The sequence below is a fragment of the Phenylobacterium conjunctum genome (genome assembly GCF_042679085.1).
In the GTDB taxonomy this organism is placed as follows: domain Bacteria; phylum Pseudomonadota; class Alphaproteobacteria; order Caulobacterales; family Caulobacteraceae; genus Phenylobacterium; species Phenylobacterium conjunctum.
This window is the reverse complement of the sequence record NZ_JBHTLQ010000048.1, coordinates 1-26,079: the sequence shown is the minus strand read 5'-3', so window position 1 is coordinate 26,079 and position 26,079 is coordinate 1. Positions and strand designations below refer to the sequence as shown.

Here is a 26,079-nt window from a genome sequence, read left to right as displayed (position 1 = left end):
CGGCTGGCGTCCAGCAAGGTGGCGGTGGCGGCGGCCTGGGCCGCCCGTCGGGCGGCGTTGTCGCGCGCCCGGCCGCCCAGCCAGCCGGTGGCCAGAGCAACGGCGAAGAACACCGCGAAGGTCAGAACGTCGCCCGGCCGGCCGATCCGGAAGGTGTGCAGGGGCTCAAGGAAGAAGAAGTTGTAGCTGAGCGCGGCCAGCAAGGCCGCCACCAGGGCCGGCCCCAGGCCCGCGCCCACCGCGGCCAGCAGCACGCACAACAGGAAGACCATGGCGAGGTTGGCGCCCGTCAGGGCCTGGTCCGCCAGGTGCGCCCCAGCGATCGCCAGCAACACGAGCCCGACGGCCGCCCCATAGCGCAGCAGGTCCCGCCGGAAGGTCGCCGCCCGATCCATGGCTGGACCTATACGCCAGCCTATGGACATGGGCGAGCGGGTCGGACACTAGAGCCTGAACCACGCCCCCCGGAGACGATGAGCAAGCCCGCCTACTACCCCGCCCTGGACGGGCTGCGCGGCGTGGCCGCCCTGAGCGTCGTGGTGATGCACCGCCATGTCTGGTTCGGCCTGGAGGGCTGGCTGGCCCACGGCTACCTGGCGGTCGACTTCTTCTTCATGCTGAGCGGCTTCGTCATCGCCAACGCCTATGAGGGCAAGCTTACGGGCGGGATGAGCGCCTGGGACTTCATCAAGGCGCGTCTGATCCGGCTCTATCCCCTGCTGGCTCTGGGCGTGACCATCGGCACGGCCTGGCGCCTGCTGGCCCTGAAGCTGGACCTGGCGATCTTCACGCCGGCTGAGACCTGGGCGATCTTCGGGCGCGGGCTGTTGCTGCTGCCGACCCTGCATGGCCGCTTCGCCAATACGAGCGCCTTCCCCTTCGATCCGCCCACCTGGTCGCTGTTCTTCGAGCTGGCGATCAACCTGGTCTATGTGGCGATCTTCCGGTTCCTGAGCACCGGGCGGCTGGTCGGCCTGACCCTGGCCTGTCTGGTCCCCTTGAGCCTCCTGGCCTTCAAGACCGGCGGCCTGGACGCCGGCGACGTGGCTGAGGACTTCTGGCAGGGCGGCGTCCGGGTGGGCTTCCCCTTCTTCGCCGGCGTGCTCCTGCACCGGTTCCGCCGCCTGCCAGGGCTGGAGCGGATCCGCGCGCCCTTCTGGGTTCAGGCCCTGGTGTTGCTGGCGGTGCTGAACGCGTCTGGCCTGGGCGCGGCGCGCTGGGCGTTCGACCTCTTCTGCGCCGTCGTGATCTTCCCGGCCCTGGTGATCGCTGGCGCCAATACGGTCAGCTCAGCGCGGGAGACTCAGGCCCTGAAGGTCATGGGCGACCTCTCCTACCCCGCCTATGTGCTGCACTATCCGATCTATGTGCTGATGGGGTCGCTGGCCGACTATTGGGGGATCGTCGACTACACCGACGGCGCCCTGTGGTTCGCACTGCTGACCCTGGGCGTGATCCTGGCCGTGAGCCAGGGAGCGACGATCTGGTTCGACCGGCCGGTGCGGGCGTGGCTGACGCGGGTGACAGTCCCCCGTCCTTCTCCCCTTGTGGGAGAAGGTGTCGGCCGAAGGACGACGGATGAGGGGTCGCACAGCAGGTCCACCGCCGACTAGCGGCTACGCCGCCCCCCTCATCCGACCTGGCTTCGCCAGGCCACCTTCTCCCACGTTGGGGAGAAGGTTCGCCCGATTAGCTGAAGGCCAGGCCTTCGAACTCGCCGGACTTCCGCCAGGCGTCGATGTACTTGAAATAGGCCGTGGCGCCGGCGGGGTAGCCGACGGCGTACTTGGCCGCGGGACCGGGGTCCTTGCCTTCGTTGTTGTAGTAGCCCGGCGTGCAGTCCGGCGCGCCAATCATCCGGCCCATGCCGGTGAGCAGCAGGGCCACCCAGGCGTCCTGGGCTTCCTTCGTCACCTCAATCCGGTCGAAGCCCTTATCCTGGGCGTGCTTGACGATGGTCGCGATGGTGCGGCCAGAGTCCGTCAGATTATGCGGCACGTTGGAGATCAGGTTCGCGCCCTGGGTCGGCTGGACAAAGAAGGCGTTCGGGAAGCCGTGGACATGCAGGCCGTGCTTGGAGCGCATGCCCTCGGCCCAGGCCTCTGACAGCTTCAAGCCGTCCACGCCGGTCAGGTCGAAGCCGGCCCGGCGGGTGAACTCGGTGCCGACCTCGAAGCCCGAGGCGTAGATGATGCAGTCGACCTCGTACTCGACGCCGCCGACCACCAGGCCCGTCTCGGTGATCCGCTCCACGCCCTTGCCGTCGGTGTCGATGAGGGTGGTCGAGGGATTGTTGAAGGCCTGCAGGTAGGCGTCGTGGAAGCACGGCCGCTTGCAGAGCTGGCGGTACCAGGCCTTCAGCTTCTCGGCGGTGTCCTTGTCCGAGACGATGGATTCGGCCCGCGCGCGGATCTCTTCCATCTTCTCGAAGTCCGAGTCCTCATAGGCGGCCAGCATGTTCATCGGCGTCCGCTGGTCCGGCGGCAGGGTCATGATGCGGGCGCGGATCCGGCGGGACAGGTCGGTCCAGCCGTCCTGCACCAGGTCCTCCTCGGCGCCGCCGCCGGCCTGGTTCTCGGTGAAGTTCTCCAGCCAGCGCTGCTGCCAGCCCGGCGTCGCGATCTGCTTGAACCAGTCGGGATCGATGGGGGCGTTGGCGCGGACGTCCACCGAGGACGGGGTGCGCTGGACCACGTAGAGCTTGCCGCAGGCCTTGGCCAGGTGAGGCACCGCCTGCACCGAGGTCGCGCCGGTGCCAATGATCGCCACCCGCTTGTCGGCGAGCTTTTCCATCAGCCCACCCTTCGGATCGCCGCCAGTATAGTCGTAGTCCCAGCGGCTGGTGTGGAAGGAGTGGCCCTTGAAGCTCTCGATGCCGGGGATGCCCGGCAGCTTCGGCACGTGCAGCGGGCCGGTGCCGACGCCGATATAGGTGGCGGTGAAGCGGTCGCCCCGGTCGGTCTCGACGATCCAGCGGTGGGTCGCCTCGTCCCAGGTCAGGGACTTGATCTCGGTGTGGAACAGGGCGTTGTCGTAGAGGCCGTACTGGCGGCCGATCCGCTGGCACTGCTCCAGGATCTCGGGGGCGTGGGCGTACTTCTCGGTCGGCATATGCCCCGTCTCTTCGAGCAGGGGCATGTAGATCATCGAGGCGGTGTCGCACTGGGCGCCGGGATAGCGGTTCCAGTACCAGGTGCCGCCGAAGTCGCCGCCCTTCTCGACGATGCGCACGTCCTTGATTCCGGCCTCGGCCAGGCGGGCGCCGGTCACCAGGCCTGCGAACCCGCCGCCAATGAACATGAAGGTGACGTGGTCGGTCTTGGGCTCACGCTCGACGCGCGCGGTGTAGGGATCGTCCAGGTAGTGGGCCAGCCGGCCCTTGATTTCCAGGTACTGGTCGTTGCCGTCGTCGCGCAGACGCTTGTCGCGCTCGGCGATGTATTTGGCGAGAAGGGCCTTCTTATCGATGGGCCGCTTGGCGGGCGCAGTGTCCGTGGTCATTCCATCCCCTTGAATTCTTATTCAAATTCCATCTGCCGACGCCTTGGAATACGCAGGCGCGGGCCGACGCGCGGCCTCTCGGCGCATCGTCGACATTTCGAAGATAGAGTATGGAATGGAGGAACGCTAGCCGTGCCCTTGCGGCGCCCTGCCCCTTCCCCGCGCGTTAGGCGTCCAGCACCTTGCCCGGCACGATCGTGACGCTCTCGCCGCAGCCGCAGGCGTCGGTCTCGTTGGGATTGCGGAACACGAACTTGGCCGAGAGCTTGGTGACCTCGTAGTCGATCACCGTGCCGATCAGGAACAGGACCGCCTTGGGCTCGATCAGGATGGTGACGCCCTGGTCCTCGACCACCTCGTCCAGGGGGCCGGCCTCCTTGGCGTATTCCAGGACATATTCCTGGCCGGCGCAGCCGCCGTTCTTCACGCCCACGCGCAGGCCCGCATAGGGCGTTTCGGCCTTGGCCATGATCTCGCGCACGCGGGCGGCGGCGGCCTCGGTGAGGGTGACCACCTTGGGCCGGGGACGGCGGGGCCGCGGGGCGGCGGGCGTGAGGTTCAGGTCGGTCATGAGCTTTATATGGGGGCCAGTGTGGCTCAGAACATGTTGAGCTGCAGTTTCGCCTCGTCGGACATCCGCGACGGGTCCCACGGCGGATCAAAGACCAGGTCCACGTTGCAGGACTTGATGCCGGGGATCTCCATCACAGCGTCCTGGACCCAGCCCGGCATTTCGCCGGCCACCGGGCAGCCCGGCGCGGTCAGGGTCATCTCGATGACCACGTCCTTATCGTCGGAGACATCGACCTTGTAGATCAGGCCGAGCTCATAGATGTCGACCGGGATTTCGGGGTCGAACACCGTCTTCAGCTTGTCGATCAGCTGATCGGTGATGACGTCCAGCTCGTGCTGGGACAGCGGGGTCGTTTCGCTGGGAGGCGCGGCGTCCATGGGAATCTCAGGCGAAAAAGGCTTGGGTGCGGGTGAGAGCCTCGACGAAGGCGTCGGCCTCCGCCTCGGTGTTGTAGAGGGCGAAGGAGGCCCGGGCGCTGGAGGTCACCCCGAACCGGCGCATCAGCGGCTCGGCGCAGTGGGTCCCGGCGCGGACCGCGACGCCGTAGCGGTCGAGGATCTGGGCGACGTCGTGGGCGTGGGCCCCGTCGACAGTGAAGGACAGGATCGCGCCCTTGCCCGGCGCCTCGCCCAGCACCTTCAGCCAGTTGGCGCCGGCCAGGCCCTCGCGAACCCGGGCGTAGAGCCGGTGCTCGTGGGCGGCGATGGCTTCGCGGTCCTGGGCCATCAGCCACTCGATCGCCGCGCCGAGGCCGATGGCCTCCAGGATAGCCGGGGTGCCGGCCTCAAAGCGGTGCGGCGGGTCGGCGTAGGTGATGGCCTCAAGGCTCACCGAGCCGATCATCTCGCCGCCGCCCTGATAGGGGGGCAGAGCCGCAAGGGCCTCGGCCTTGCCGTAGAGCGCGCCGATGCCGGTGGGGCCATAGAGCTTGTGGCCGGAGAAGGCGTAGAAATCGACGTCCAGGGCCTTCACGTCCACGGGCATGTGGACCACGGACTGGCAGCCGTCGACGAGGACCAGGGCGCCGGCCGCGTGGGCCAGCCTGGTGATCTCGGCCACCGGGTTCACGGTGCCCAGCACGTTGGACATGTGGCTGACGCCCACCAGCCGCGTGCGCTCGGTGAGCATGTGGCGATAGGCGTCGATGGCCAGCGCGCCGTCGTCATGGACCGGCACGAACTTCAGCACCACGCCCAGGCGCTCGCGCAGGAAGTGCCAGGGGACGATGTTGGCGTGGTGCTCCATCTCGGTGAGCACGATCTCGTCGCCGGCCTTCAGCGACTGGCCAAGGCCTGCGGCGACCAGGTTGATGGCCTCGGTCGCGCCCTTGGTGAAGACGATCTCGCCCTCGGCCGCATTGATGAAGCGGGCCAGGCTCTTTCGGGCCTGCTCGTAGGCCTCGGTGGTCTCGTTGGCGAGGGTGTGCAGGCCGCGGTGGACGTTGGCGTAGGCGTGCTCCATCGCCCGGGTCATGGCCTCGATCACGGCTCTCGGCTTTTGCGCCGAAGCCGCTGAATCCAGATAGATCAGCGGCTTTCCATTCACCTGCCGTGAGAGGATCGGAAACTGGGCGCGGAGGCTCTCGACGTCGAAGCTCATCGCCCGCCCCTCAGACGCGCGGCGATCCAGTCGCGGGCCACGTCGCGGGCGGCCTCGTTCCAGATGCGATCGACCACCTCGCCCACGAACGCCTCGATCAGCAGGCTGCGGGCGTCGGCCTCCGGCAGGCCGCGCTGGCGCATGTAGAACAGGGCCTCTTCGTCCAGGGCGCCGACCGTATTGCCGTGCGCGCACTGGACGTCGTCGGCGAAGATCAGCAGCTCGGGCCGGGCGTCGACCTCAGCCTGGTCGGAGAGGATCAGGGCGTGGTGGCCCATGCGGGCGTCGGTCTGGTCCGCGCCCTCCTCCACGATGATACGGCCCTGGAAGACGCCGCGTGCCTGGTCGCGGACCACGCCCTTGGTCAGCTGGCTGGTGACGCCCTCGGCGCCCAGGTGATCGGCCACTGTGGTCAGGTCGGCATGCCGCTTGTCGGCCAGCAGGTAGGCGCCGTCCGCACGTACCGTGGCCGAAGCGCCGGGATGGGCGAAGCGGGTCTCCAGACGCTGGCGCCGCGCGCCGCTGGTCAGCACGGTCTGGCCGAACTCGCTGCCGGCGGCGAGGGTCACGTCGGCCTCGCTGACCGTCACGCCATTGGCGCCGTCGGCCGCCAGCACCACGCGCTCGACCATCGCGCCCGCGTCAAGCACCAGGCTGATCGCAGCGTGGGTCACATAGGCGCTGTCGTCGCCCTCATAGGTCTCGAACAGGCGTAGCTTGGCGCCCGCGCCGACGCGGATCCGGACACTGCCGGCCAGGGCCCCGTCGCGGGAAACGACACGCAGGGCGACGGCGCGCTCGGCGCCCGCGGCGAGGTCGAGACTGACCGTCTCCTGGCCGGACGCCAGCACCAAGGTTTCATCGGCCAGGCCTGCGAACACGCCCGGCGCAAGGCCGGAGACGTCCAGGGCCGGCGCCGCCGGCGGCAGGGTGCGCAGCAGGCCGCGCAGATCCGTCCAGCGCCAGTCCTCGTCCCGCTTGCCCGGGAGTTGGGTCAGGTCACCTGTTCTGAGGGCGGTCGCAAGGCTCATGCGGCGCCCCCAGGTGTCATCCCGGTTTCGGCGCAGCCGAAGACCGGGATCCAGAGACACCGATCTCTCCGGACCGCCCCGCGCGTCTGGGTCCCGGACGAGCGCTGCGCGCTTTCCGGGATGACACTCTTGGTCATCACGCGGCCCTCGCGAACTTGTCGTAGCCCTCGGCTTCCAGCTGGAGCGCGAGTTCGGGGCCGCCCGAGGCGACGATGCGGCCGGCGGCCAGGACGTGGACGCGGTCGGGTTTGATGTAGTCGAGCAGGCGCTGGTAGTGGGTGATCACCAGCATCGAGCGCTCAGGCGAGCGGACGGCGTTGACGCCCTCGGCGACGATCTTCAGGGCGTCGATATCCAGGCCGGAATCCGTCTCGTCCAGGATCAGGAAGCGGGGCGAAAGCATCGCCATCTGGAGGATTTCCATCCGCTTCTTCTCACCGCCCGAGAAGCCGACATTCAGCGGGCGCTTCAGCATCTCGAAGTCGATCTTCAGTTCGCCGGCCTTGGCGCGGGCGAGCTTCAGGAACTCCGGCGCGGAGATCTCGCCCTCGCCGCGCGCCTTGCGCTGGGCGTTGAGGGCGGCGCGGATGAAGGTCAGGGCCGGAACGCCCGGAATCTCCAGAGGATATTGGAAGGACAGGAACAGACCCTTGGCGGCGCGCTCGTTGGCCTCCAGGGCCAGCAGGTCCTCGCCGTTCAGGCTGGCCGAACCGCCCGTGACCTCGTAGCCCTCGCGACCGGTCAGGACGTAGGACAGGGTCGACTTGCCCGCCCCGTTCGGCCCCATGATGGCGTGAACCTCGCCGGCCGGCACATCCAGGGTCAGGCCCTTGATGATCTCCTTGTCGCCCACATTGGCGCGCAGGTTCTCGATATGCAGCATCAGCGGATCTCGTCGGCGAGGTACTGGGCGAGGTGCTCGAGAGCCTCCTCGACCGTTTCAATGTCGGCGCGCTTGCGGGGCGCAGCGGTGACGGTGGTGGCGGTGCGCTTGTCCGCGGAGGTGACATTGCTTTGCCCCTCCTCGAAATAGACGCGCAGGCGGAAGTCGGCATGTTCCAGCACGACCGTGTAGCGGGACAGCTCCAGGGTCAGCTTCTTGGCCGCCAGAAACTCGGGGTCGGCGGCCAGGATGTCGTGCAACCGCTCGGCCTTGGCGTGGTCGGCCTCCTGGCGCTGGCGCTCGGCCTCCCAGCGGGCGCGGCTTTCGGCCTCGCGGCGGGCGTGCTCGGCCTCGAAGGCGGTGCGCAGGGTGATCGAGGTCATCCGACGCTCCCTTCCAGGCTGATGGCCACGAGCTTCTGGGCCTCGACGGCGAACTCCATGGGCAGTTCCTGGAGCACGTCCTTGACGAAGCCGTTGACCAGCAGCTGGACCGCCTCCTCCTGCGAAAGGCCGCGCTGCATCACATAGAACAGCTGGTCTTCCGAAAGCTTGGTGGTGGTCGCCTCGTGCTCGAAGACGCACGAGCCGTTGCGGGCCTCGACATAGGGCACCGTGTGGGCGGCGCAGGTCTTGCCGATCAGCAGGCTGTCGCACTGGGTGAAGTTACGCGCGCCCTTGGCCTTGGGGTGAGCCGAGACCAGGCCGCGATAGGTGTTGGAGCTCTTGCCGGCGCTGATGCCCTTGGAAATGATCCGCGAGCGCGAGCCTTCGCCCAGGTGGATCATCTTGGTGCCGGTGTCGGCCTGCTGGCGGCCGTTGGTGATGGCGATGGAGTAGAACTCGCCCACGCTGTCCTTCCCGCGCAGGACGCAGGACGGATACTTCCAGGTGATCGCCGAGCCGGTCTCGACCTGGGTCCAGGAGACTTTCGAGCGGTCGCCGCGGCAGTCGGCGCGCTTGGTGACGAAGTTGTAGATGCCGCCCTTCCCGGTCTCGGGATCGCCCGGGTACCAGTTCTGGACGGTGGAGTATTTGATCTCCGCGTCGTCCAGCACGACCAGCTCGACCACGGCGGCGTGCAGCTGGTTCTCGTCGCGCATGGGGGCCGTGCAGCCCTCCAGGTAGGAGACGTAGGCGCCGGCGTCGGCGATGATCAGGGTGCGCTCGAACTGGCCGGAATTCTCCGCATTGATGCGGAAATAGGTCGACAGCTCCATCGGACAGCGCACGCCCGGCGGCACATAGACAAAGCTGCCGTCCGAGAAGACCGCCGCGTTCAGGCAGGCATAGTAGTTGTCGGTCACGGGCACGACCGAGCCCAGGTACTTCTTGACCAGCTCCGGATGCTCGCGGATCGCCTCGCTCATGGAGCAGAAGATCACCCCGGCCTCGGCCAGCTCCTTCTTGAAGGTGGTGACGACGCTGACGCTGTCGAACACGGCGTCAACGGCATAGCGCGGCGCACCTTCAACCCCGGCCAGAACCGCCTGTTCCTTCAGCGGAATCCCCAGCTTGGCGTAGGTGGCCAAGAGCTCCGGATCGACCTCGTCCAGGCTCTTGGGGCCGGACTTCGCCTTGGGCGCGGCGTAGTAGTAGGTGTCCTGGTAGTCGATGGGCGGGAACGAGACCTTGGCCCATTCCGGCGGCTCCATGGCCAGCCAGCGCTCATAGGCCTCCAGCCGCCATTGCAGCATCCACTCCGGCTCCTCCTTCTTGGCCGAGATGAAGCGCACGATGTCGGCGGAGAGGCCCTTGGGGGCGAACTCCTGGTCGATGTCGGTGACGAAGCCGTGCTGGTATTTCTCCAGGGCTTCAACGTGTTCGACGGTTTCTTTGACTGCGGCCATTGGGGGGAGCCTCTAAGCGGCCGGCGCGCGACGACGCGCGACGAAACTGGTGTGAGCGGCGATCCAGGCGTCGGCGAAGGCGGCCCAGTCGGCGGGGGTGGTCCCCCAGCCGCCGGACACGCGGATCGCAGAGCCGGCGAGATCGTCGAGCTGCATGGCGGCGAGCACCGGGCTCGCCTTGACCTTGCCGGAGGAACAGGCCGAGCCGGCGCTGACCATGAAGCCGGCCAGGTCCAGGGCCATGACCTGCAGGTCCGAGCTCCAGCCAGGGGTGGAGACGCACAGGGTGTTGGTCAGCCGCGGCGCGCCTTCAGCGATCACCACCGCGCCAGCGGCCTTCAGACGCTCGGCGACCGCATCGCGGGGCTCCGGATCGATCTGCGGCTCCGACAGGGCGGCGCGGGCCGCGGCGGCGAAGGCGGCGACGCCGGCGACATTCTCGGTCCCGGCCCGACGTCCCCGCTCCTGCCCGCCGCCATGCTGAGTGCGGACCATGGTGGCGCGAGGGCCGAAGGTGAGCGCACCCACGCCTTGCGGGCCACCGAGCTTGTGCGCCGACACCGCCAGGGTATCCGCACCAAGGGCGCGACTGTCGGTCATGATCTTGCCGGCAGCCTGGACGGCGTCGACGTGCAACCAACCCTCGGCGGCGCGGACGATCTCCGAGGCCGCCAGAACCGGCTGGATCACACCGGTCTCGTTGTTGGCCAGCATCAGGGCGACGAAGGGGCGGCCGTCAGCGGCGTCCCAGGCGGCGAGCCGGGCCTTCAGCCAGTCCAGATCGGCGACGCCATCGGGGGTGACCGGCAGGATCTCCACCGCCGCGCCGGAGGCCTTGGCGGTCTCGATGACGCAGTCATGCTCGATGGCGCTGATGAGCAGCCGGCGCGAGCCCGTGGCGACGGCGCTGTCCACCGCCAGCGCATTGGCTTCCGTGCCCCCGCCCGTGAAGATCACGGTGGAGGCGGGGCCGCCGATAAGGGCGGCGATGTCGTTGCGGGCCGCCTCGACCACCGCGCGGGCGGCGCGGCCGGCGGCATGGATCGAGGAGGGATTGCCCACCTGACCCAACACGCGGGTCATGGCCTCGATCGCTTCCGGTCGGACCGGGGCGGTGGCGTTGTAGTCGAGATAGACCTGGCTCATGCCGCCTCCGACACGCGCTTCAGCCGGCCTTCAGTCACATCGGCCAGGGAGACGGAGGCCAGGTAGTCCTCGATATGGCGGCCCATTTCCTCCCAAAGGTCATGGGTCAGGCAGCGCTCCCCCTTCATCATGCAGCCCTTGGTCTTGGCCCCGCAGCGGGTGGTGCGCAGGGGCTCGTCCACGGCGGTGACGATGTCGGCGATGGAGGTGGTCGCAGCGGTGCGGGCCAGGAGGTAGCCGCCGCCGGGACCGCGCTGGCTCTTCACCAGGCCCTTGCGGCGAAGACGGGCGAACAGCTGCTCCAGATAGGACAGGGAGATCTGCTGGCGCTCGGCGATATCGGCCAGGGCCACGGCGCGGTCGTCGCCCTGGCGGCGCGCCAGGTCGGCCATGGCCATCACGGCGTAACGTCCCTTGGTGCTCAGGCGCATGGACGCGACATCCTCATGTCGGTTTTTTCGAGCATCTTGCGGAACCCTTGTGCTAATGACCGCCGCCTTGCGGCTCGGCCTTTCGCCGGATCCCCGGATGGGCGCGATCTAGGAAGACCGAGCGCATTAGTCAACTATTGCGGCAAAGAGGATCGCATGCCTGAAGTGGTTCTGACCGGCGCGGCCGGACGGATCGAAGGCCGGTATTCGGCGGGCAAGACGGAAACGGCGCCGATCGCGCTGATCCTGCACCCGCACCCCAAGGCCGGCGGCCAAATGAACCACCCGGTGGCGGTGCAGCTCTTCCACCTGTTCATGAAGCGCGGCTTCTCGGTCCTGCGGTTCAATTTCCGCGGCGTGGGCCGGTCCCAGGGCGAGTTTGATTCGGGCATCGGCGAACTGGCCGACGCCGCGACCGCGCTGGACTGGCTGCAGGCGACCAACCCGGCTGCGTCCCAGTGCTGGGTGGCCGGCTTCGACTTCGGCGCCTGGATCGGCATGCAGCTCTTGATGCGCCGGCCCGAGACCGACGGCTTCATCTCCGTCTCGCCGCCGACCAACATGTACGACTTCTCGTTCCTGGCCCCCTGCCCGGCCTCGGGCCTGATGCTGCATGGCTCGGCCGACACCGTGACCCCGCCGGTCGAGGTGGAGCGCGTGGTCTCCAAGCTGCGCACCCAGAAGGGCATCGTCATCGACTATGAGGTCGTGGACGGCGCCAGCCACTTCTGGACCGAGCACCTGCCGGAAGTCGAACGCCGCGTCGGCGGTTACCTCGACAAGCGGATTGAGGCGAACCCGATCTAAGGCTTCCTTCTCCCCTTGTGGGAGAAGGTGGCGTCCGAAGGACGACGGATGAGGGGTCGCGCACCCCTGTCCGTCGCTCGCTGCTCGCGTTGACGCCTGAGAGCCCCCTCATCCGACCTGGCTCCGCCAGGCCACCTTCTCCCGCAAGGGGAGAAGGGGTCAGTACAGCAGGAACGGTTTGCGGGCTTCGAGCCAGGCTTGCTCGTCGGGCACGGTGATCGCGTCCAGGTCGGCTGGCGTTGCGTCCGGATTGTCGACCCATTCGCGCAAGAGCGGGCCGCCATTGATGACATCGATGGCCAGCTTGCCGTGCTCGTACTCGTAGGCGAAGTCGCGCCACAGCGTATAATCCGGATAGAGCCGGCGGATCGCCTTGAAGCCCAGGGCTTGTAGCCGCCAGGGCTTGAACGCCTCGTGGTCGTAGAAGGCCGGGTCCTCGGTGTGGATCTGGACGCCCGAGCACAGCTTGCCCACATGCTTGTGGAAGGTGGGCTCGAACCAGCAGTCGCGCAGCAGGCAGCCCTTCACCCAGTCCGGCGCGAAGGTGCGCATCTCGGCGATCACCGCGCGGGCGTCGATGTCCGGGGCCCCGAACAGCTCCAGGGGCCGGGTGGTGCCGCGCCCCTCTGACAGGGTCACGCCCTCGACCATCACCGTGCCGGCATAGGCGCGCGCCATCCACAGGTTCGGCGCATTGGGGCTGGGATTGACCCAGGTGCGTTCGCCGACCGGCCAGCCGTAGCCGGGGGCCTCATCAGGCTTCCAGCCGTCCATGGTCACCACGCGATAGGCGACGTCGAGCTTGTAGTGGCTGATGAACCACTGGCCCATTTCGCCCAGGGTCAGGCCATGGCGCATGGGCATGGGCCCGGCGCCGACGAAGCTTTCCCAACCGGGACGCAGGGTCAGGCCCTCGATCGGACGACCGGCGGGGTTGGGACGGTCCAGGACCCAGACTTCCTTGCCGTGCTCGGCCGCAGCTTCCAGCATGTAGAGCAGGGTCGTGACGAAGGTGTAGATGCGGCAGCCCAGGTCCTGCAGGTCGATCAGCACCACATCGAAGGTGCTCATCATCTGGCCGGTGGGCCGACGGACCTCGCCATAGAGGCTGAAGACGGGGACGCCATGGACCGGATCGTTGAAGTCCGGCGACTCCATCATGTTGTCCTGCTTGTCGCCCCGCATGCCGTGCTGCGGCCCGAAGGCGGCGGACAGGGTGATCTCGGGACAGGCGGCGAGCGCATCCAGGCTGTGGGTCAGGTCCCGGGTCACCGAGGCCGGATGGGCGACGAGGGCCACGCGGCGGCCCTTCAGCGCGGCGCGCAGGTCCGCATCGGCGAGAAGACGGTCAATTCCGAAGGTCATGGCCGATCGCTTGGCGGAATTCGGTGCGAAAAGCCATCCACGTGGTGGAACTCCGGCTGGCCGGGCGGATGGGTGAGCGCCCAGAAGGCCTTGGCGCCATCCGCCTCCTCGACGATGGCGGTGGCCGACAGGCGCAGCACGGCGGACAGGTCCAGCGGCGCGCCCGCCAGGCTGAGATAGGCGGTCAGCCGCAGGCGGTCGGGCCAGAGCTCGGTCATCACCGTTGGCGCGGGCACGTCCAGGTCGGCCATCCCCTGGCGATAGGCGTCGAAGCGATAGGCCGCCCAGGCCGTGGAGGGCGACAGGTTGAACTCGATATAGTTCTCCGCCCCCTCGGCCCGGATGAAGGCCTCCAGGCAGGTGTGATGCCACAGGTTGTCGGTGCGCGCGGGCGGCACGGCGACGGGGACCATGATCTGGCTCAGGTCCCCGACCAGCTCATAGGTCAGGACCAGGCGATCCGGCCCGAGCCAGTCGATCTCCACGCTCACTTCACGCACGGCCTCGGCCGCGCTGGTCTCATGCCGTTTCAGGTTCAATCGCATGGTCGGGAGACTAGCGGCGCCAAAGCCGCAGGTGGAAGCGGATTTGCGCAGGGGCGCCGCTTGCGGTTGACGCCAACCAAGGCTCGCCCCTAACTGGCCGCATGATCGCCGCCGTCCATAGCCGCCAAAGCTATTACCGCCGCTCCTAGAGCGGCGCGGACGATCCCTTGCGCCTGCCCTTCAACCCGGCCGGCGCCCTTCCCGCTTCAGATCGCGTGCGCGCCCGGCCTCTTCACCGGATGACCGCACATGCCTCTCGATAATCCCGACAATCGCGTGCTAGAGCCCGCGCCGACCAGCCCAGAGCGAAGCCAGATGTCCGACCAAGCTTTCAAGTCCGAATTCCTGCGCACCATGCAGGCCCGTGGCTACATCCATCAGATCACCCACCCCGTCGAACTGGACGAGGCGGCGACCGGCGGCGTGATCACCGCCTATATCGGCTTTGACGCGACGGCCTCGTCTCTGCACGTGGGCCACCTGATCCAGATCATGATGCTGCGCCGGCTGCAGCAGGCCGGCCACAAGCCGATCGTGCTGATGGGCGGCGGGACCACCAAGGTGGGCGACCCCACCGACAAGGACGGCCAGCGCCCCCTGCTCACCCACGAGCAGATCCAGGGCAACATCGCCACCATCAAGGGGACCTTCCAACGGTTCCTGACCTTCGGCGACGGACCGACCGACGCCATCATGGTCGACAATGACGAGTGGCTGTCGAAGTTCGGCTACGTCGAGTTCCTGCGCAACTACGGGGTCCACTTCACGGTCAACCGGATGCTGGCCTTCGATAGCGTCAAGGCCCGGCTCGAGCGCGAGCAGCCGATGACCTTCCTCGAGTTCAACTACATGCTGATGCAGTCGGTGGACTTCCTGGAGCTGGAGCGGAAGTACGGCTGCGTGCTGCAGATGGGCGGCTCGGACCAGTGGGGCAATATCGTCAACGGGGTGGAGCTGATCCGTCGCGTGGACGCCAAGCCGTCCTTCGGCCTGACCACGCCCCTGCTGTCGACCGCGTCCGGCCAGAAGATGGGCAAGACCGTGGGCGGGGCCGTGTGGCTGAACGCCGACATGCGCAGCCCCTACGACTACTGGCAGTTCTGGCGGAACACCGAGGACGCCGACGTCGGGCGCTTCATGCGGCTGTTCACCGACATGCCTCTGGACGAGATCGCTCGCTATGCGGCCCTGCAGGGCGCTGAGATCAATGAGGCCAAGAAGGTGCTGGCCAACGCCGCCACCACCCTGCTGCACGGCGCCGAGGCGGCCGCGACGGCGGAAGCCGCGTCCCGCGCCGCTTTCGAACAGGGCCAGGTCTCTGCGGATCTGCCGACCCATGAGGTTGCGGCCGCCGAGCTGAAGGCCGGGATCGTGCTGGCGGCCCTGGCCGCCGACGCCGGGCTCGCCTCGTCGCGGGGCGAGGCGCGTCGTCTGGCCCAGGGCGGCGGGCTGAAGGTCAATGACAAGGCCGAGACCGACGGCAATCGCCTGATCACCGCGGCCGACCTGGCCGACGGCGTGGTCAAGCTGGGCGCCGGCAAGAAGAAGATCGTTCTGGTCAAGCCGATCTGAGGCCCTTGTCCCCGGCCCCGCGCGCGCCTAACTCCGGCCCAGCTTGAGACGGAGGATGCGATGAGCGTGGAAGCCGGGGACAAGGCGCCCGAGTTCGAGGTTGAGGGCGTAGATGGGCCGATCCGGTCGGCGGACTTCGCCGGCAAGCCCTATGTCGTCTATTTCTACCCGAAGGACGACACGAGCGGCTGCACCAAGGAAGCGCAGGACTTCAGCGCCCTGGCGGCGGACTTCGCCCAGCTCGGACTCACCGTTCTGGGTATCTCCAAGGACAGCGTCGCCAGTCACAGGAAGTTTATCGCCAAATATGGGTTGTCGATCCCCCTGGGCTCCGACCCCGAGGGCGCGGTGATCGAGCGCTTCGGCTCCTGGGTCGAAAAGAGCATGTACGGGCGCCAATACATGGGCATAGACCGCTCCACCTTCCTCATCGACAAGGACGGCAAGGTCGCCCGGGTCTGGCGCAAGGTGAAGACCAACGGCCACGGCGCCGAGGTGCTGAAAGCCGCGCAATCCCTTTAAAGCCAAGCTTTGGCGGCGCTGCGGCCCGGGGTCGCGCGCCGGCCGGGCGCGGACGAGCCTGGGAACCCCGCGCACCCCTGGGCTGTTGTACATATGTCGCGGCCCCGAGGATTGCGGAGCTTGATTTCATTGGGCCACTAGCCCGAGGATTCAGGCTTCGCTAACCATTCTCGTTAATAGCTGGGGACAACCACGCTAGGCTCCCCCTAGGCGCGAAGTCTCTTGCGCGCCCGTCGTTTCTCATTGCATATCGCCCGGACCCTGAGTTCCGTATCGATACGGTGAGCATGACACGCTTCGCGCGCCTCCGCCGATCAATCGAAGAGCTGTTCCCCGAGCGCCATCTCTATGTCCGTTCCGGCGGCGAGATGCGGGCCTTCGTGCTGACGACCACCAAGCAACTGATCGGCGCCGGCGTTGTGGCGGCCTGCGCCCTGTGGATGGGCATCTGCACCGCGGCGATGATGGTCAACGCCATGGCCCTGTCGGCCACGGACCAGGAAATCGCCCGCACCCAGGCCAAGTACGAACGCTGGATCGCCGACCGGCAGGCCCGGCTGAACAGCGCCGTAGCGCAGCTGAACGCCGCCAACGGCTCCATCGACGACGTCGCCCTGACGATTGAAAAGCGCCACGCGGCGCTGGCCATGCTGCTCACCGAGGTCAAGGGCGAACCCGGCGTCGCCCAGGCCCTGGGCCCGGCCATTCGCCGCACGGCCATCGCCCCGACGGGGGCGAGCCCGATGCGCCGCATTGAGCTGGTCCGCGCCAGCCAGGAGCGGCTGATCGACGCCGCCGACAACTTCGCCCGCGGCCGGGCGGACCGGCTGCGCCTGGCCTTCCGCCTGGCCGGTCTGACGCCCTCGTCCTACTCGCCCAAGGGCGGCTCCCTGGGTGGGCCGCTGATCGAGGCCAAGGATCCCCGCGCCCTGGCCGCCGTGCTTGACGTCGACGAGGGCTTCGCTGAGCGCATCCAGCACGCGGCCACCAATCTCGGCGAGGCTGCGGCCCTGTCCGAGGCCGCCAAGAAGCTGCCCTTCGCCCGGCCGACCAACCACACCGGCCAGTCCAGCGGCTTCGGCGTGCGCTTTGATCCCTTCACCCGCCGCCCGGCCTTCCATTCGGGCCTGGATTTCGTGGGCGGGTTCGGGGTGCCGATCTATTCCACCGCGCCTGGCGTCGTGTCCTTCACCGGCGTGCGCTCAGGCTATGGCAACACCATCGAGATCGACCACGGCCGCGGCTTCAAGACCCGTTACGCCCACCTGCAGGGCATCGGCGTCCGCGCCGGCCAGCGGGTGGCGGTGGGCCAGCGCATCGGCGCCATGGGCTCCACCGGCCGCTCCACCGGGCCGCATCTCCATTACGAGGTCTGGGTCAACGGACGCGCCCAGAACCCCGACCGCTTTGTGAAGGCCGGCGACTATGTTCAGCAAGCAAGCTAAGACTCCCCCCAAGCCCCCGGCCAAGCTGGATACGACGCCTGCGCCCCTGCCCGATCCCGCGGCGGCCCGGCGCGCGGCGCCCAAGCCCGCCTCGCTGATCTCCGAGAACCTCGTCATTGAGGGCGGCGTCACCGGCGAGGGCGAGGTCCAGATCGACGGCGTGGTGCGTGGCGACGTCCGCGTCGGCAAGCTGACCGTCGGCGAGACCGGCCACATCGAGGGCAACGTCTACGCCGAGGCTGTCGAGGCCCGTGGCCGGATCATCGGCGGCATCACCGCCAAGCAGGTCCGCCTGTACGGCACGGCCTATGTCGACGGCGACATCACCCATGAGCAACTGGCCATGGAGACGGGCGCCTTCTTCCAGGGCCGCAGCCTGAAGTTCCAGCGCCCCGCCGCCCCGGCCCAACCGGCCGCCATCGCCGCGCCCAGCGCGACGCCGCCGGCGCCGAAGCCTCTCTGAGCCACGCCTGGAGCGCCGCCCTATGATGTTTGAGGCGCTCCGCAAGTACGCCCAGTTCTCCGGCCGCGCCCGGCGCGCCGAGTACTGGATGTTCGCCCTGTTCAACTGGCTGATGTCCTGGGGCTTCTACATCATGCTGGTCATGATGGGGGCGACGGGGGAACGCACCCACGACCTGCCCCCGGCCGCCCTGGGCCTGGCCATGGCCTATGGCCTGTTCGCCCTGGCCATGCTGATCCCGTCCTTGGCGGTCGCCGTGCGGCGCATGCACGACACGAACCGGTCCGGCTGGTGGCTGCTGATCGCCCTCATTCCCGGCATCGGCGCCCTGGTGCTGTTCGTGTTCCTGATCCTGGACGGCACGCGCGGCCCCAATCGCTTTGGCGAGGATCCCAAGGCCGGCGAGCCGCCGGAGATCCAGCGCCTGCCCGACTGACGGCTTGCGCCCTCCCCGGCCACGCCTAGAGTGAGCGCCCGGATCCGGAGGTTTTCCATGTCTCTGATGTTCCAGCCCCTGCGGCGCTACGCCGACTTCCAGGGCCGCGCCAGCCGCAGCGAGTTCTGGCTGTTCTTCCTGTTCTGCGTCGGCGTCAGCGTGCTGGCCGGCATCCTGTCCGGCGGCTCCATGGCCTGGTGGAGCTGGGGCCTGGGCTGGCGGCATCACCACGGCATGCACTGGGGTGGGCCATTCTCAGGCGTCTTCGGCCTCGCCCACACGATCTTCACGCTCTACGTCTTCGTGCCCAGCCTTGCGGTCACCGTCCGGCGGCTGCACGACACCGGCAAGAGCGGCTGGTGGCTGCTGCTGTTGCTGATCCCGGCGGCGGGCCAGCTGGTGCTGCTGATCTTCATGCTGCTGAGCAGCGAGCCGGCGACGAACCGCTTCGGTCCGCCGCCGCTCGAAACGGACGAGCCGTCGCCCGCGATCTAGCCCTCGCGCGTCACGCCCACGCGCTGGGCCAGGGACGCGGCCATGAAGGCGTCCAGGTCGCCGTCGAGCACGCCCTGGGTGTCCGAGGTCTCGACCTCGGTGCGCAGGTCCTTGACCATCTGGTACGGCTGCAGGACGTAGGATCGGATCTGGTGGCCCCAGCCGATGTCGGTCTTCTGCTCTTCCAAGGCCTGCTGGGCGGCTTCGCGCTTCTGCAGCTCGAGCTCGTATAGGCGGGCCCGCAGCATCTTCCAGGCTTCCTCCCGGTTGGCGTGCTGTGAGCGGCCCGCCTGGCAGGCCACGGCCACGCCGGTGGGAATGTGCGTCAGGCGCACGGCCGAGTCGGTCTTGTTGATGTGCTGACCGCCGGCCCCGGAGGCCCGGTAGGTGTCGGTGCGCACATCGGCCGGATTGATGTCGATGACGATGGTGTCGTCGACCACCGGATAGACCCAGACCGAGGCGAAGCTGGTGTGCCGCTTGGCGGCGGAATCGAAGGGCGAGATGCGCACCAGGCGGTGCACCCCGGCCTCGGTCTTCAGCCAGCCATAGGCGTTGGGGCCCTTGACCTGCAGGGTCACGGACTTGATCCCGGCCTGTTCGCCGGCCGTCTCTTCCAGCCAGTCCACCGTCATGCCGTGGGCCGAGGCCCACCGGGTGTACATGCGGGTCAGCATGCCGGCCCAGTCGTTGGACTCGGTGCCGCCGGCGCCGGAATTGATTTCGACGAAGGCGTCGTTGCCGTCGGCCTCGCCGGACAGCAGGGCCTCAAGCTCAGCGCGCGCGCCACGCTCCTTGATCGCCTTCAGCTGGGCGCGGGCCTCCTCAAGGGTGGCTTCGTCGCCCTCTTCGTCGGCCAGCTCGGCATAGCCAAGCGCGTCGGCCAGGTCGCGTTCCAGGGACCGCACAGCATCCACCGAGCTGGCCAGCCGGGTGCGCTCGCGCATCACCGCCTGGGCCCCCGCCGGGTCGTCCCACAGGGTCGGGTCTTCGACCCGAGCGTTCAGTTCGTCGAGTTTTCGGAGGGCTGGTTCCCAGTCAAAGACGCCTCCTGAGCAGTTCGATCGACTGCTCGATGTCGGCCTTCGCAGCCTCGACATCCGCTCTCATGGGAAACTCCCGCCAATGGTGAGCGGGGGCGATACCGCGCGTCGCCCCCGGGGGCAAGTGCGGGGCTTGCGTTCGCTACACCAGAACCCGGTCTCACCACCCCTCCCCGTCATCCTCCGGTCCTCGCGCCAGCGAGGATCCGGGGGACCCAAGCCGCCGTTCAAGATCGGACCCGCCCGATGGCTCCCCCGGATCGCCCTGCGGGCGCCCGGAGGATGACGCGCCTGGGGTTGGGACCACAGGTGAGAAGGTGGCCGCCTAGTACAGCCCGCTCATGTCATCCTGCTTCTTGGCCGGCGCGGGCGCCGGGGCCGTGGGCGCGGGGGCGCCGGGCAGGGTCTGGCTGTAGGGGATCGGGCCCTGCGGGATCAGGCTGATATCGGCCACCTTGGGCTCGGTCCCTGGCCGGAAGGCCTCGCGAATGCCGCGGACCATGGCGAACTTGGCGTCCTTGGGCGCCTTGAACTCGGTCTTGGGCAGGTCCTTGGTCGCCGCGGCCATGAACTCGGTGAAGATCGGCACCGCCGCGACAGTCCCCGTCTCGCCCTCGCCCAGGCTACGATTGTCGTCGAAGCCCACGAACACCCCGGCCACGACCTGGGGCGTGAAGCCCACAAACCAGGCCGAGCGGTACTCGTTGGTGGTGCCGGTCTTGCCGCCCACCGGCCGCCCTAGCACCGAGACCGAGGTCGCGGTGCCGCGCTGCACCACGCCCTGCAGCATGGAGGTGATCTGGTAGGCGGTGATCGGGTCCATCATCTGGTCGCCGGTCGGATTGATGCGCGGGCTCTCGTCGCCGTTGAAGCCGGCGTTGCAGCGCGGGCAGTCGCGCTTGTCAGCCCGGAAGATCGGGCGGCCCTGGCTGTCCTGGACCAGTTCGATCAGATGCGGCTCGATCTTGCGGCCGCCATTGACGAAGGAGGCGTAGGCTGCGGTCAGCTTGAAGGGGGTGGTCTCCCCCGCCCCCAACGCCATGGCCAGGACCGGGTCCATGCTGCGCACGACGCCGAGCTTCACCGCCATGTCGGAGATCTTCTTCATGCCGACGCTCTGGGCCAGGCGCACGGTCATGGCGTTGCGCGACAGCTCCAGGCCTTTGCGCAGCTGCAGAGCCCCATAGTACTTCTTGTTGTAGTTCTCGGGCGTCCAGTCCTCGCCGGCGTTGCCCTTTAGGGTGATCGCCGAGTCCATCACCACGCTGGCCGGCGTGTAGCCGTTCTCCAGCGCCGTCGCATAGACCAGGGGCTTGAAGGCCGAACCGGGCTGGCGCATCGCCTGGGTGGCGCGGTTGAAGTTCGACAGCGAGAACGAATAGCCGCCCACCATGGCCAGGACCCGACCAGAGTTGGGCTCGATGGCCACCAGGGCGCCGTTGACCTTGGGCACCTGGCGCAGGTTGAAGCCGCCGCCCGGCGAGGGCTCGACGAAGATCAGATCCCCGACGTTCAGGCCCTTGCCCGCCTTGGCCCAGGCGATGTCGGCGGGCACGATCCCGCCGGCCTGGCCAGTTTCGGCGACCTTGACCCGCACTGCGCCGCCAACCTCGGTGACCACAGCGGCGCGCCAGCCGCGACGCTCGGAGGGCGGGGCGACCTTCTTGGCCGCCGTCTCCCAGCCCGGCTGGATCGCGACGTGACCCCAGGCCCCGCGCCAGCCATGGCGGCGGTCATAGGCCTCGAGCCCGTTCATCAGCGCCACTCGAGCAGCCGTCTGCATGTTCGGGTCGAGGGTGGTGCGCATGTAATAGCCGCCCTCGTTCAGACGCTTGCCCAGGGTTGCAAGGCCCCGGCGGCGGACCTCCTCGACGAAGAAGTCGGCGTCCCGGTACTTGGCCCGGCTGGGCGCCAACTGGACCTTCAGGTCTTCCTTCTTGGCCCGCTCGGCGTCGGCCTTGGACACCCAGCCCAGTTCGGCCATCTGGTCCAGGATCCAGTTGCGGCGCACCAGGGCCTGGGCCTTGCGGCGGATCGGATGGTAGTTGTCCGGCCCCTTGGGCAGGGCGGCCAGATAGGCGCTCTCCGCCAGGGTCAGGTCCGAGATCGATTTGCCGAAATAGTTATAGGCCGCGGCGCCCACCCCATAGGACCGGTAACCCAGCCAGATCTCGTTCAGATAGAGCTCGAGGATCTGTTCCTTGTTGAGCGTCTGCTCGAGGCGCCGCGCGAGGATCGCCTCCTTGAGCTTGCGGCCCACCGTGGCGTCGCTGGTCAACAGGACGTTCTTGGCCACCTGCTGGGTGATGGTCGAGCCGCCTTCCAGGCGCTTGCCGCGCACCGCGTTGAGCACGTTCTTGGCCATGGCGCGGGCCAGGCCCTGGGCGTCGACGCCTCCGTGCTGGAAGAAGCTGTGGTCCTCGGCCGCCAGGAAGGCCTGGGCCAGCTGCGGCGGGATGTTGTCGTAAGGCACGAAGATGCGGCGCTCACGACTGAACTCGCCGATCAGGGTGCCGTCCCAGGCATAGGCGCGCGTGGCGGTCGGCGGGCGATAGTCGACGAGGTCGCCGGCGTCCGGCATGTCGTGGAACAGCCACGCGGCATAGATGGCGATGGCCATACCGCCCACGGCGATTGCGCTCAGCACCGCAACGCCCGCGATCGCGACCCATCTTTCCGGGGGGTTCAAGACTGAAAGACCTCCGCGGGCGCCCACTTCCCGCAAAGCCTTCGTCTAGAGCGGCTTTGAAAAAAGGGGAAGCCGGATTTCAGCCTCCCCTGCCCGGCCCGCTTGCCGCCCTAGCGCGCGGCCAGCCGGGTTTCCTGGGCGAAGTAGGCGTCGACGGTTTCCGCCACCGCATTGACCAGCTTGGCGCGGCCCTGCGGGTCACGCAGGAAGGCCTCGTCCTCGGGGTTGTTGACGAACCCCATCTCCAGCAGGACCGCGGGCACATCCGGGGCCAGCAGGACCGCAAGGCCCGCCTCCCGGTGGCTGCGGCGCAGCAGCAGGATGTCGTTGTCGGAAATCCGGTCCAGCAACATCTCGGCGAAGGTGGCCGAGCGGTTCTTGGTGGCCCGTTGGGTCAGGTCGAACAGGATGCCGGAGACCCCACGGTCGCCCTGCAGACTGGCCTTCATGAACCAGTCGTCCTTGGACACCAGCTTGGCCGAGCGACTCACCGCGCGGTCGGCCAGGGTGTAGACGCTGGCGCCGCGGGTCTGGGTCGTCGGACCCGAATCAGCGTGCAGCGAGATGAACAGGTCCGCGCCGGCCCGGCGCGCGATCGGCACCCGGGTCTCCAGCGGAACATAGACGTCGGAGTCCCGCGTCATCACGACGCGGTAGCGGCCGGTGCGCTCCAGGCGGGCCTTCAGCGCCTGGGCCGCGGCCAGGGTGACTTCTTTTTCGACGCCGCTCGCGCCGATGGCGCCGGGGTCCTTCCCCCCGTGGCCGGCGTCGATGACGACGATCTTCTTCAGGGCCAGGGGCGGCGCGCGCATCGGCGCCGGATTGGAGATCAGGGTGACGCCATCGGCGCGCAACGCCGGCGTCTGGGGCTGCGGCGCGGCGCCGGAGGCCAGGTCGATCACATAACGATAGCTGGTCGCGCCATCGGCGGGCGGCAGCAGGAAGCGGCGCTTGATCACCGCGTCGCCAGCCAGGTCGACCTTCAGACGCGCGCCGGTCGGCGAATTCTCGACCGTCCAGGCGCCGACCAGGCCCTGTCCCCCGCCCTGCAGGCCGGAAACCGCGCCCACGCCCGGCAGGGCGATGACCAGCCGCCGGTCGCCAGCGCCGTCCGAGACGACCTTGCCGGTCGCGGAACGATCCAGATCGATGACGATGCGGGTTTCGGACCGGTCGCCGCCCAGGCGCACCTTGACCACGCCGCCCGCGGCTGCTGACGCCTGCGAGACCGCAGCCACGGCGACACAAAGCGTCCCGGCGATCATGGCCGCCAGGCCGCGCTTACCGCTATTCTTCAAGACGTGGCCAAACCGCGCCAGCATCTGCCTAACCCACCCAACCTATTTGGTTATGTATCTTGGTGACTGGGATTATCGCCAGGGGCCATGGACAAACGGTTAAGCGGCTAAAGCTCGCCTGCGCGCCTTTCCTTTTGCTTCCCAGTGTTGCAAAGTCGCCCCGCATGTGACCGCCCACGGGTTCGTGAGCGTGGTCCATGCAAGGCCAGCGTCGGCTTCGGCCGCCGGCCCTGAAGCACTCATCCGATCCGCGACCCGATCCCGGGGCGCGCCTGGGAAACACACTATGAGCAGCGCTGCTCAAGCCAACTTCCGGCCTAGCTCCGCCCGCGTCCATGACGCGGTCTGCGGCGGCGCGCGCGCTCACCTGACAAATCGGCGGCGCCCGGCCAGCGAGTTCGTGGCGCGCCTCGGAGAATTTTATGACGAAGAAGATGCTAATCGACGCCGCGCACGCCGAAGAGACGCGTGTGGTGGTGGTCGACGGGAACCGTGTTGAAGAGTTCGATTTCGAAAGCCAGAACCGCAAGCAGCTCAGGGGCAATATCTATCTCGCCAAGGTGACCCGTGTGGAGCCGTCGCTCCAGGCGGCCTTCATCGAGTACGGCGGCAACCGGCACGGCTTCCTGGCCTTCAACGAAATCCACCCCGACTACTATCAGATCCCGGTCGCCGACCGCGAAGCCCTGATGCGCGAAGAGGCCGAGGAGGACGACGAGCCTCATGAGCCCCGCGCCCGTGGCGGCGGCGGCGACGACGAGGACGAGGACGAAGGCGGCGTTGTCGGCGACGACGACGATGACGTCATGGAAGAAGAGGTCGCCCGGCGCCGCCGGCGGCTGATGCGCAAGTACAAGATCCAGGAAGTGATCCGCCGCCGGCAGATCATGCTGGTCCAGGTCGTCAAGGAAGAGCGTGGCAACAAGGGCGCGGCCCTGACCACCTATCTCTCCCTGGCCGGCCGCTATGGCGTGCTGATGCCCAACACCGCCCGGGGCGGCGGCATCAGCCGCAAGATCACCACGGCCACCGACCGCAAGCGCCTGAAGGCCGTGGTCCAGAGCTTGGACGTGCCGGAAGGCATGGGCCTGATCGTGCGCACGGCCGGCGCCAAGCGCACCAAGGCCGAGATCAAGCGCGACTACGAATATCTGCTGCGCCTGTGGGAGAATATCCGCGACACCACCCTGCACTCGGTGGCGCCGGCGCTGATCTATGAGGAAGAGGACCTGGTCAAACGGACCATCCGCGACCTCTACGACAAGGACATCGACGAGGTCTGGGTCGAGGGCGAAGCCGGCTTCAAGGAAGCCCGCGACTTCATGCGCATGCTGATGCCGTCCCAGGCCAAGAAGGTGCAGGCCTATCGCGAGCCGACGCCGCTGTTCGTGCGTCATAAGATCGAGGACCACCTGTCCCAGATCTACTCGCCGGTCGTGCCCCTGCGCTCCGGCGGCTACCTGGTGATCAACCAGACCGAAGCCCTGGTGGCGGTCGACGTGAACTCCGGCCGCGCGACCCGCGAGCGGAACATCGAGGCCACGGCGCTGAAGACGAACATGGAGGCGGCCGAAGAGACCGCCCGCCAGCTGCGCCTGCGTGACCTGGCCGGCCTGATCGTCATCGACTTCATCGACATGGACGAGTCCAAGAACAACCGGGCCGTCGAGAAGAAGCTGAAGGACTGCCTGAAGGACGACCGCGCCCGTATCCAGATGGGCAAGATCTCGTCCTTCGGCCTGATGGAGATCAGCCGCCAGCGCCGCCGCACCGGTGTGCTGGAAGGCACCACCCATGTCTGCGAACACTGCGGCGGCACCGGCCGCGTCCGCTCGGTGGAATCCAGCGCCCTGGCCGCCCTGCGCGCCGTGGAGATGGAGGCCCTGAAGGGCGGCGGCGAAGCCACCCTGACCGTGCCCCGCGCCGTGGGCCTCTATATCCTCAACGAGAAGCGCAACCATCTGGCGCGCATCCACGAGACCCTGGGCCTGTTCATCACCGTGGTGATCGACGACGCCATGGCCCACGCCGATCACGGCATTGAGCGCACGGCCAGCGAGGCGCGCCCCGAGCACGCCGTGGTGGTGCGCAGCAAGCCGCTGGAGGCCTACGCCCCGGCTGACGACGACTTCGACGACTCCGCCTTCGAGGACGAGGAGGAAGAGGACGAAGAGGTGGTCGCCCAGGACGACGACGAGGACGAGGAGGACGAGCGTCCCCGCGCCCGTGGCGGCGATGACGAGGACGACGACCAGGGGGATCGCGGCCGTCGCGGCCGCCGCCGTCGCCGTCGCGGCCGTCGTGGCGACGAGCCCCGCTCTGAGGAGACGCCCCGCGCGCCCCGCGCCGAACAGGCCCGCGACGACGAGGACGACGGTCATGGCG

25 protein-coding genes are annotated in these 26,079 nt (G+C 68.1%); 9 read left to right on the top strand and 16 right to left on the bottom strand.

Features of this window, described 5'->3' with window-relative positions; translation table 11 throughout:
- A partial coding sequence (locus ACFQ27_RS16795) for a DUF4118 domain-containing protein (RefSeq protein ID WP_377354412.1) occupies positions 1–395 on the bottom strand: 395 nt, incomplete at its 3' end.
- A 78-nt stretch (positions 396–473) separates the two neighbouring features.
- Between ACFQ27_RS16795 and ACFQ27_RS16790 the strand changes: the two genes are divergently transcribed.
- On the top strand, positions 474–1,613 hold the full coding sequence (locus ACFQ27_RS16790; RefSeq protein WP_377354411.1) for an acyltransferase family protein: 1,140 nt from the start codon (positions 474–476) through the stop codon (positions 1,611–1,613).
- 76 nt (positions 1,614–1,689) lie between these two features.
- Here ACFQ27_RS16790 and ACFQ27_RS16785 read toward each other — a convergent pair whose 3' ends face one another.
- The 10 genes from ACFQ27_RS16785 to ACFQ27_RS16740 form a co-directional block, all read right to left on the bottom strand.
- Entirely contained in the window at positions 1,690–3,501 is a 1,812-nt protein-coding gene (locus tag ACFQ27_RS16785; RefSeq protein WP_377354410.1) for a flavin-containing monooxygenase, read from the bottom strand.
- Between the two features lie 166 nt (positions 3,502–3,667).
- The gene (locus ACFQ27_RS16780) at positions 3,668–4,072 is read right to left on the bottom strand and encodes a HesB/IscA family protein (protein WP_377354409.1); all 405 of its coding nucleotides are present in this window, start codon (positions 4,070–4,072) and stop codon (positions 3,668–3,670) included.
- A 26-nt stretch (positions 4,073–4,098) separates the two neighbouring features.
- Complete coding sequence (locus ACFQ27_RS16775; protein WP_374348153.1) at positions 4,099–4,452, bottom strand: SUF system Fe-S cluster assembly protein; 354 nt, start codon at positions 4,450–4,452, stop codon at positions 4,099–4,101.
- Between the two features lie 7 nt (positions 4,453–4,459).
- A complete protein-coding gene (locus ACFQ27_RS16770) occupies positions 4,460–5,674 on the bottom strand; it encodes an aminotransferase class V-fold PLP-dependent enzyme (RefSeq protein WP_377354408.1) in 1,215 nt (404 codons plus the stop codon).
- Positions 5,671–6,705: a Fe-S cluster assembly protein SufD gene (gene sufD, locus ACFQ27_RS16765; protein ID WP_377354407.1), complete on the bottom strand. Its 1,035-nt coding sequence runs from the start codon at positions 6,703–6,705 to the stop codon at positions 5,671–5,673. The genes ACFQ27_RS16770 and sufD overlap by 4 nt, the downstream gene beginning before the upstream one ends.
- 136 nt (positions 6,706–6,841) lie before the next feature.
- Positions 6,842–7,588, bottom strand: a complete 747-nt coding sequence (gene sufC / locus ACFQ27_RS16760) for a Fe-S cluster assembly ATPase SufC (RefSeq protein WP_374348159.1) — start codon at positions 7,586–7,588, stop codon at positions 6,842–6,844.
- Entirely contained in the window at positions 7,588–7,971 is a 384-nt protein-coding gene (locus ACFQ27_RS16755) for a hypothetical protein (RefSeq protein ID WP_374348161.1), read from the bottom strand. The genes sufC and ACFQ27_RS16755 overlap by 1 nt, the downstream gene beginning before the upstream one ends.
- Positions 7,968–9,437, bottom strand: coding sequence for a Fe-S cluster assembly protein SufB (gene sufB, locus ACFQ27_RS16750; RefSeq protein ID WP_377354406.1), 1,470 nt, complete (start codon positions 9,435–9,437; stop codon positions 7,968–7,970). Before sufB ends, ACFQ27_RS16755 begins: the two co-directional genes overlap by 4 nt.
- 12 nt (positions 9,438–9,449) lie before the next feature.
- Complete coding sequence (locus tag ACFQ27_RS16745) at positions 9,450–10,583, bottom strand: cysteine desulfurase family protein (RefSeq protein WP_377354405.1); 1,134 nt, start codon at positions 10,581–10,583, stop codon at positions 9,450–9,452.
- The gene (locus ACFQ27_RS16740; RefSeq protein ID WP_374348167.1) at positions 10,580–11,014 is read right to left on the bottom strand and encodes an Rrf2 family transcriptional regulator; all 435 of its coding nucleotides are present in this window, start codon (positions 11,012–11,014) and stop codon (positions 10,580–10,582) included. The genes ACFQ27_RS16745 and ACFQ27_RS16740 overlap by 4 nt, the downstream gene beginning before the upstream one ends.
- Positions 11,015–11,170: 156 nt before the next feature.
- Here ACFQ27_RS16740 and ACFQ27_RS16735 point away from each other — a divergent pair, with 156 nt between their 5' ends.
- Positions 11,171–11,821, top strand: coding sequence for an alpha/beta hydrolase (locus tag ACFQ27_RS16735; protein ID WP_374348169.1), 651 nt, complete (start codon positions 11,171–11,173; stop codon positions 11,819–11,821).
- Positions 11,822–11,980: 159 nt separating this feature from the next.
- On the opposite strand, the gene ACFQ27_RS16730 is transcribed toward ACFQ27_RS16735, so the two are convergent.
- The gene (locus ACFQ27_RS16730) at positions 11,981–13,186 is read right to left on the bottom strand and encodes an exo-beta-N-acetylmuramidase NamZ family protein (RefSeq protein WP_377354404.1); all 1,206 of its coding nucleotides are present in this window, start codon (positions 13,184–13,186) and stop codon (positions 11,981–11,983) included.
- A complete protein-coding gene (locus ACFQ27_RS16725; protein ID WP_374348173.1) occupies positions 13,183–13,731 on the bottom strand; it encodes a DOMON-like domain-containing protein in 549 nt (182 codons plus the stop codon). The genes ACFQ27_RS16730 and ACFQ27_RS16725 overlap by 4 nt, the downstream gene beginning before the upstream one ends.
- A gap of 249 nt (positions 13,732–13,980) precedes the next feature.
- Between ACFQ27_RS16725 and tyrS the strand changes: the two genes are divergently transcribed.
- The 6 genes from tyrS (at position 13,981) to ACFQ27_RS16695 (ending at position 18,664) form a co-directional block, all read left to right on the top strand.
- Positions 13,981–15,303, top strand: a complete 1,323-nt coding sequence (gene tyrS, locus ACFQ27_RS16720) for a tyrosine--tRNA ligase (RefSeq protein WP_374348176.1) — start codon at positions 13,981–13,983, stop codon at positions 15,301–15,303.
- 60 nt (positions 15,304–15,363) lie between these two features.
- Positions 15,364–15,825 (top strand): peroxiredoxin, encoded by a 462-nt coding sequence (locus ACFQ27_RS16715; RefSeq protein ID WP_377354403.1) that lies wholly within the window; start codon positions 15,364–15,366, stop codon positions 15,823–15,825.
- Between the two features lie 281 nt (positions 15,826–16,106).
- Positions 16,107–17,270 carry a M23 family metallopeptidase gene (locus tag ACFQ27_RS16710; protein WP_377354402.1) on the top strand — a complete coding sequence of 388 codons (1,164 nt, stop codon included), beginning with the start codon at positions 16,107–16,109 and terminating at the stop codon, positions 17,268–17,270.
- Positions 17,251–17,733: a bactofilin family protein gene (locus ACFQ27_RS16705; protein WP_374348181.1), complete on the top strand. Its 483-nt coding sequence runs from the start codon at positions 17,251–17,253 to the stop codon at positions 17,731–17,733. The genes ACFQ27_RS16710 and ACFQ27_RS16705 overlap by 20 nt, the downstream gene beginning before the upstream one ends.
- A gap of 25 nt (positions 17,734–17,758) precedes the next feature.
- Positions 17,759–18,169 (top strand): DUF805 domain-containing protein, encoded by a 411-nt coding sequence (locus ACFQ27_RS16700; RefSeq protein WP_374348183.1) that lies wholly within the window; start codon positions 17,759–17,761, stop codon positions 18,167–18,169.
- A 57-nt stretch (positions 18,170–18,226) separates the two neighbouring features.
- Entirely contained in the window at positions 18,227–18,664 is a 438-nt protein-coding gene (locus ACFQ27_RS16695; RefSeq protein ID WP_374348184.1) for a DUF805 domain-containing protein, read from the top strand.
- Here the strand turns inward: ACFQ27_RS16695 and prfB are convergent.
- The 3 genes from prfB to ACFQ27_RS16680 all read right to left on the bottom strand — a co-directional run bounded on the left by prfB (position 18,661) and on the right by ACFQ27_RS16680 (position 23,718).
- A protein-coding gene (gene prfB, locus ACFQ27_RS16690; RefSeq protein ID WP_374348186.1) for a peptide chain release factor 2 occupies positions 18,661–19,774 on the bottom strand; the annotation gives its coding sequence in 2 pieces (ribosomal slippage) (positions 18,661–19,704 and positions 19,706–19,774; 1,113 coding nt in all). The genes ACFQ27_RS16695 and prfB overlap by 4 nt on opposite strands.
- A 258-nt stretch (positions 19,775–20,032) precedes the next feature.
- Positions 20,033–22,354, bottom strand: a complete 2,322-nt coding sequence (locus tag ACFQ27_RS16685; RefSeq protein ID WP_374348189.1) for a penicillin-binding protein 1A — start codon at positions 22,352–22,354, stop codon at positions 20,033–20,035.
- Between the two features lie 152 nt (positions 22,355–22,506).
- On the bottom strand, positions 22,507–23,718 hold the full coding sequence (locus ACFQ27_RS16680) for an N-acetylmuramoyl-L-alanine amidase family protein (RefSeq protein WP_374348192.1): 1,212 nt from the start codon (positions 23,716–23,718) through the stop codon (positions 22,507–22,509).
- 398 nt (positions 23,719–24,116) lie between these two features.
- Here ACFQ27_RS16680 and ACFQ27_RS16675 point away from each other — a divergent pair.
- On the top strand, positions 24,117–26,079 hold a 1,963-nt coding region (locus tag ACFQ27_RS16675), incomplete at its 3' end, for an Rne/Rng family ribonuclease (protein ID WP_377354400.1).

Coding starts and splice junctions, on each gene's coding strand:
- ACFQ27_RS16790 (WP_377354411.1), top strand. CDS start 474: ATGAGCAAGCCCGCCTACTACCCCGCCCTGGACGGGCTGCGCGGCGTG.
- ACFQ27_RS16785 (WP_377354410.1), bottom strand. CDS start 3,501: ATGACCACGGACACTGCGCCCGCCAAGCGGCCCATCGATAAGAAGGCC.
- ACFQ27_RS16780 (WP_377354409.1), bottom strand. CDS start 4,072: ATGACCGACCTGAACCTCACGCCCGCCGCCCCGCGGCCCCGCCGTCCC.
- ACFQ27_RS16775 (WP_374348153.1), bottom strand. CDS start 4,452: ATGGACGCCGCGCCTCCCAGCGAAACGACCCCGCTGTCCCAGCACGAG.
- ACFQ27_RS16770 (WP_377354408.1), bottom strand. CDS start 5,674: ATGAGCTTCGACGTCGAGAGCCTCCGCGCCCAGTTTCCGATCCTCTCA.
- sufD (WP_377354407.1), bottom strand. CDS start 6,705: ATGAGCCTTGCGACCGCCCTCAGAACAGGTGACCTGACCCAACTCCCG.
- sufC (WP_374348159.1), bottom strand. CDS start 7,588: ATGCTGCATATCGAGAACCTGCGCGCCAATGTGGGCGACAAGGAGATC.
- ACFQ27_RS16755 (WP_374348161.1), bottom strand. CDS start 7,971: ATGACCTCGATCACCCTGCGCACCGCCTTCGAGGCCGAGCACGCCCGC.
- sufB (WP_377354406.1), bottom strand. CDS start 9,437: ATGGCCGCAGTCAAAGAAACCGTCGAACACGTTGAAGCCCTGGAGAAA.
- ACFQ27_RS16745 (WP_377354405.1), bottom strand. CDS start 10,583: ATGAGCCAGGTCTATCTCGACTACAACGCCACCGCCCCGGTCCGACCG.
- ACFQ27_RS16740 (WP_374348167.1), bottom strand. CDS start 11,014: ATGCGCCTGAGCACCAAGGGACGTTACGCCGTGATGGCCATGGCCGAC.
- ACFQ27_RS16735 (WP_374348169.1), top strand. CDS start 11,171: ATGCCTGAAGTGGTTCTGACCGGCGCGGCCGGACGGATCGAAGGCCGG.
- ACFQ27_RS16730 (WP_377354404.1), bottom strand. CDS start 13,186: ATGACCTTCGGAATTGACCGTCTTCTCGCCGATGCGGACCTGCGCGCC.
- ACFQ27_RS16725 (WP_374348173.1), bottom strand. CDS start 13,731: ATGCGATTGAACCTGAAACGGCATGAGACCAGCGCGGCCGAGGCCGTG.
- tyrS (WP_374348176.1), top strand. CDS start 13,981: ATGCCTCTCGATAATCCCGACAATCGCGTGCTAGAGCCCGCGCCGACC.
- ACFQ27_RS16715 (WP_377354403.1), top strand. CDS start 15,364: ATGAGCGTGGAAGCCGGGGACAAGGCGCCCGAGTTCGAGGTTGAGGGC.
- ACFQ27_RS16705 (WP_374348181.1), top strand. CDS start 17,251: ATGTTCAGCAAGCAAGCTAAGACTCCCCCCAAGCCCCCGGCCAAGCTG.
- ACFQ27_RS16700 (WP_374348183.1), top strand. CDS start 17,759: ATGTTTGAGGCGCTCCGCAAGTACGCCCAGTTCTCCGGCCGCGCCCGG.
- ACFQ27_RS16695 (WP_374348184.1), top strand. CDS start 18,227: ATGTCTCTGATGTTCCAGCCCCTGCGGCGCTACGCCGACTTCCAGGGC.
- ACFQ27_RS16680 (WP_374348192.1), bottom strand. CDS start 23,718: ATGCTGGCGCGGTTTGGCCACGTCTTGAAGAATAGCGGTAAGCGCGGC.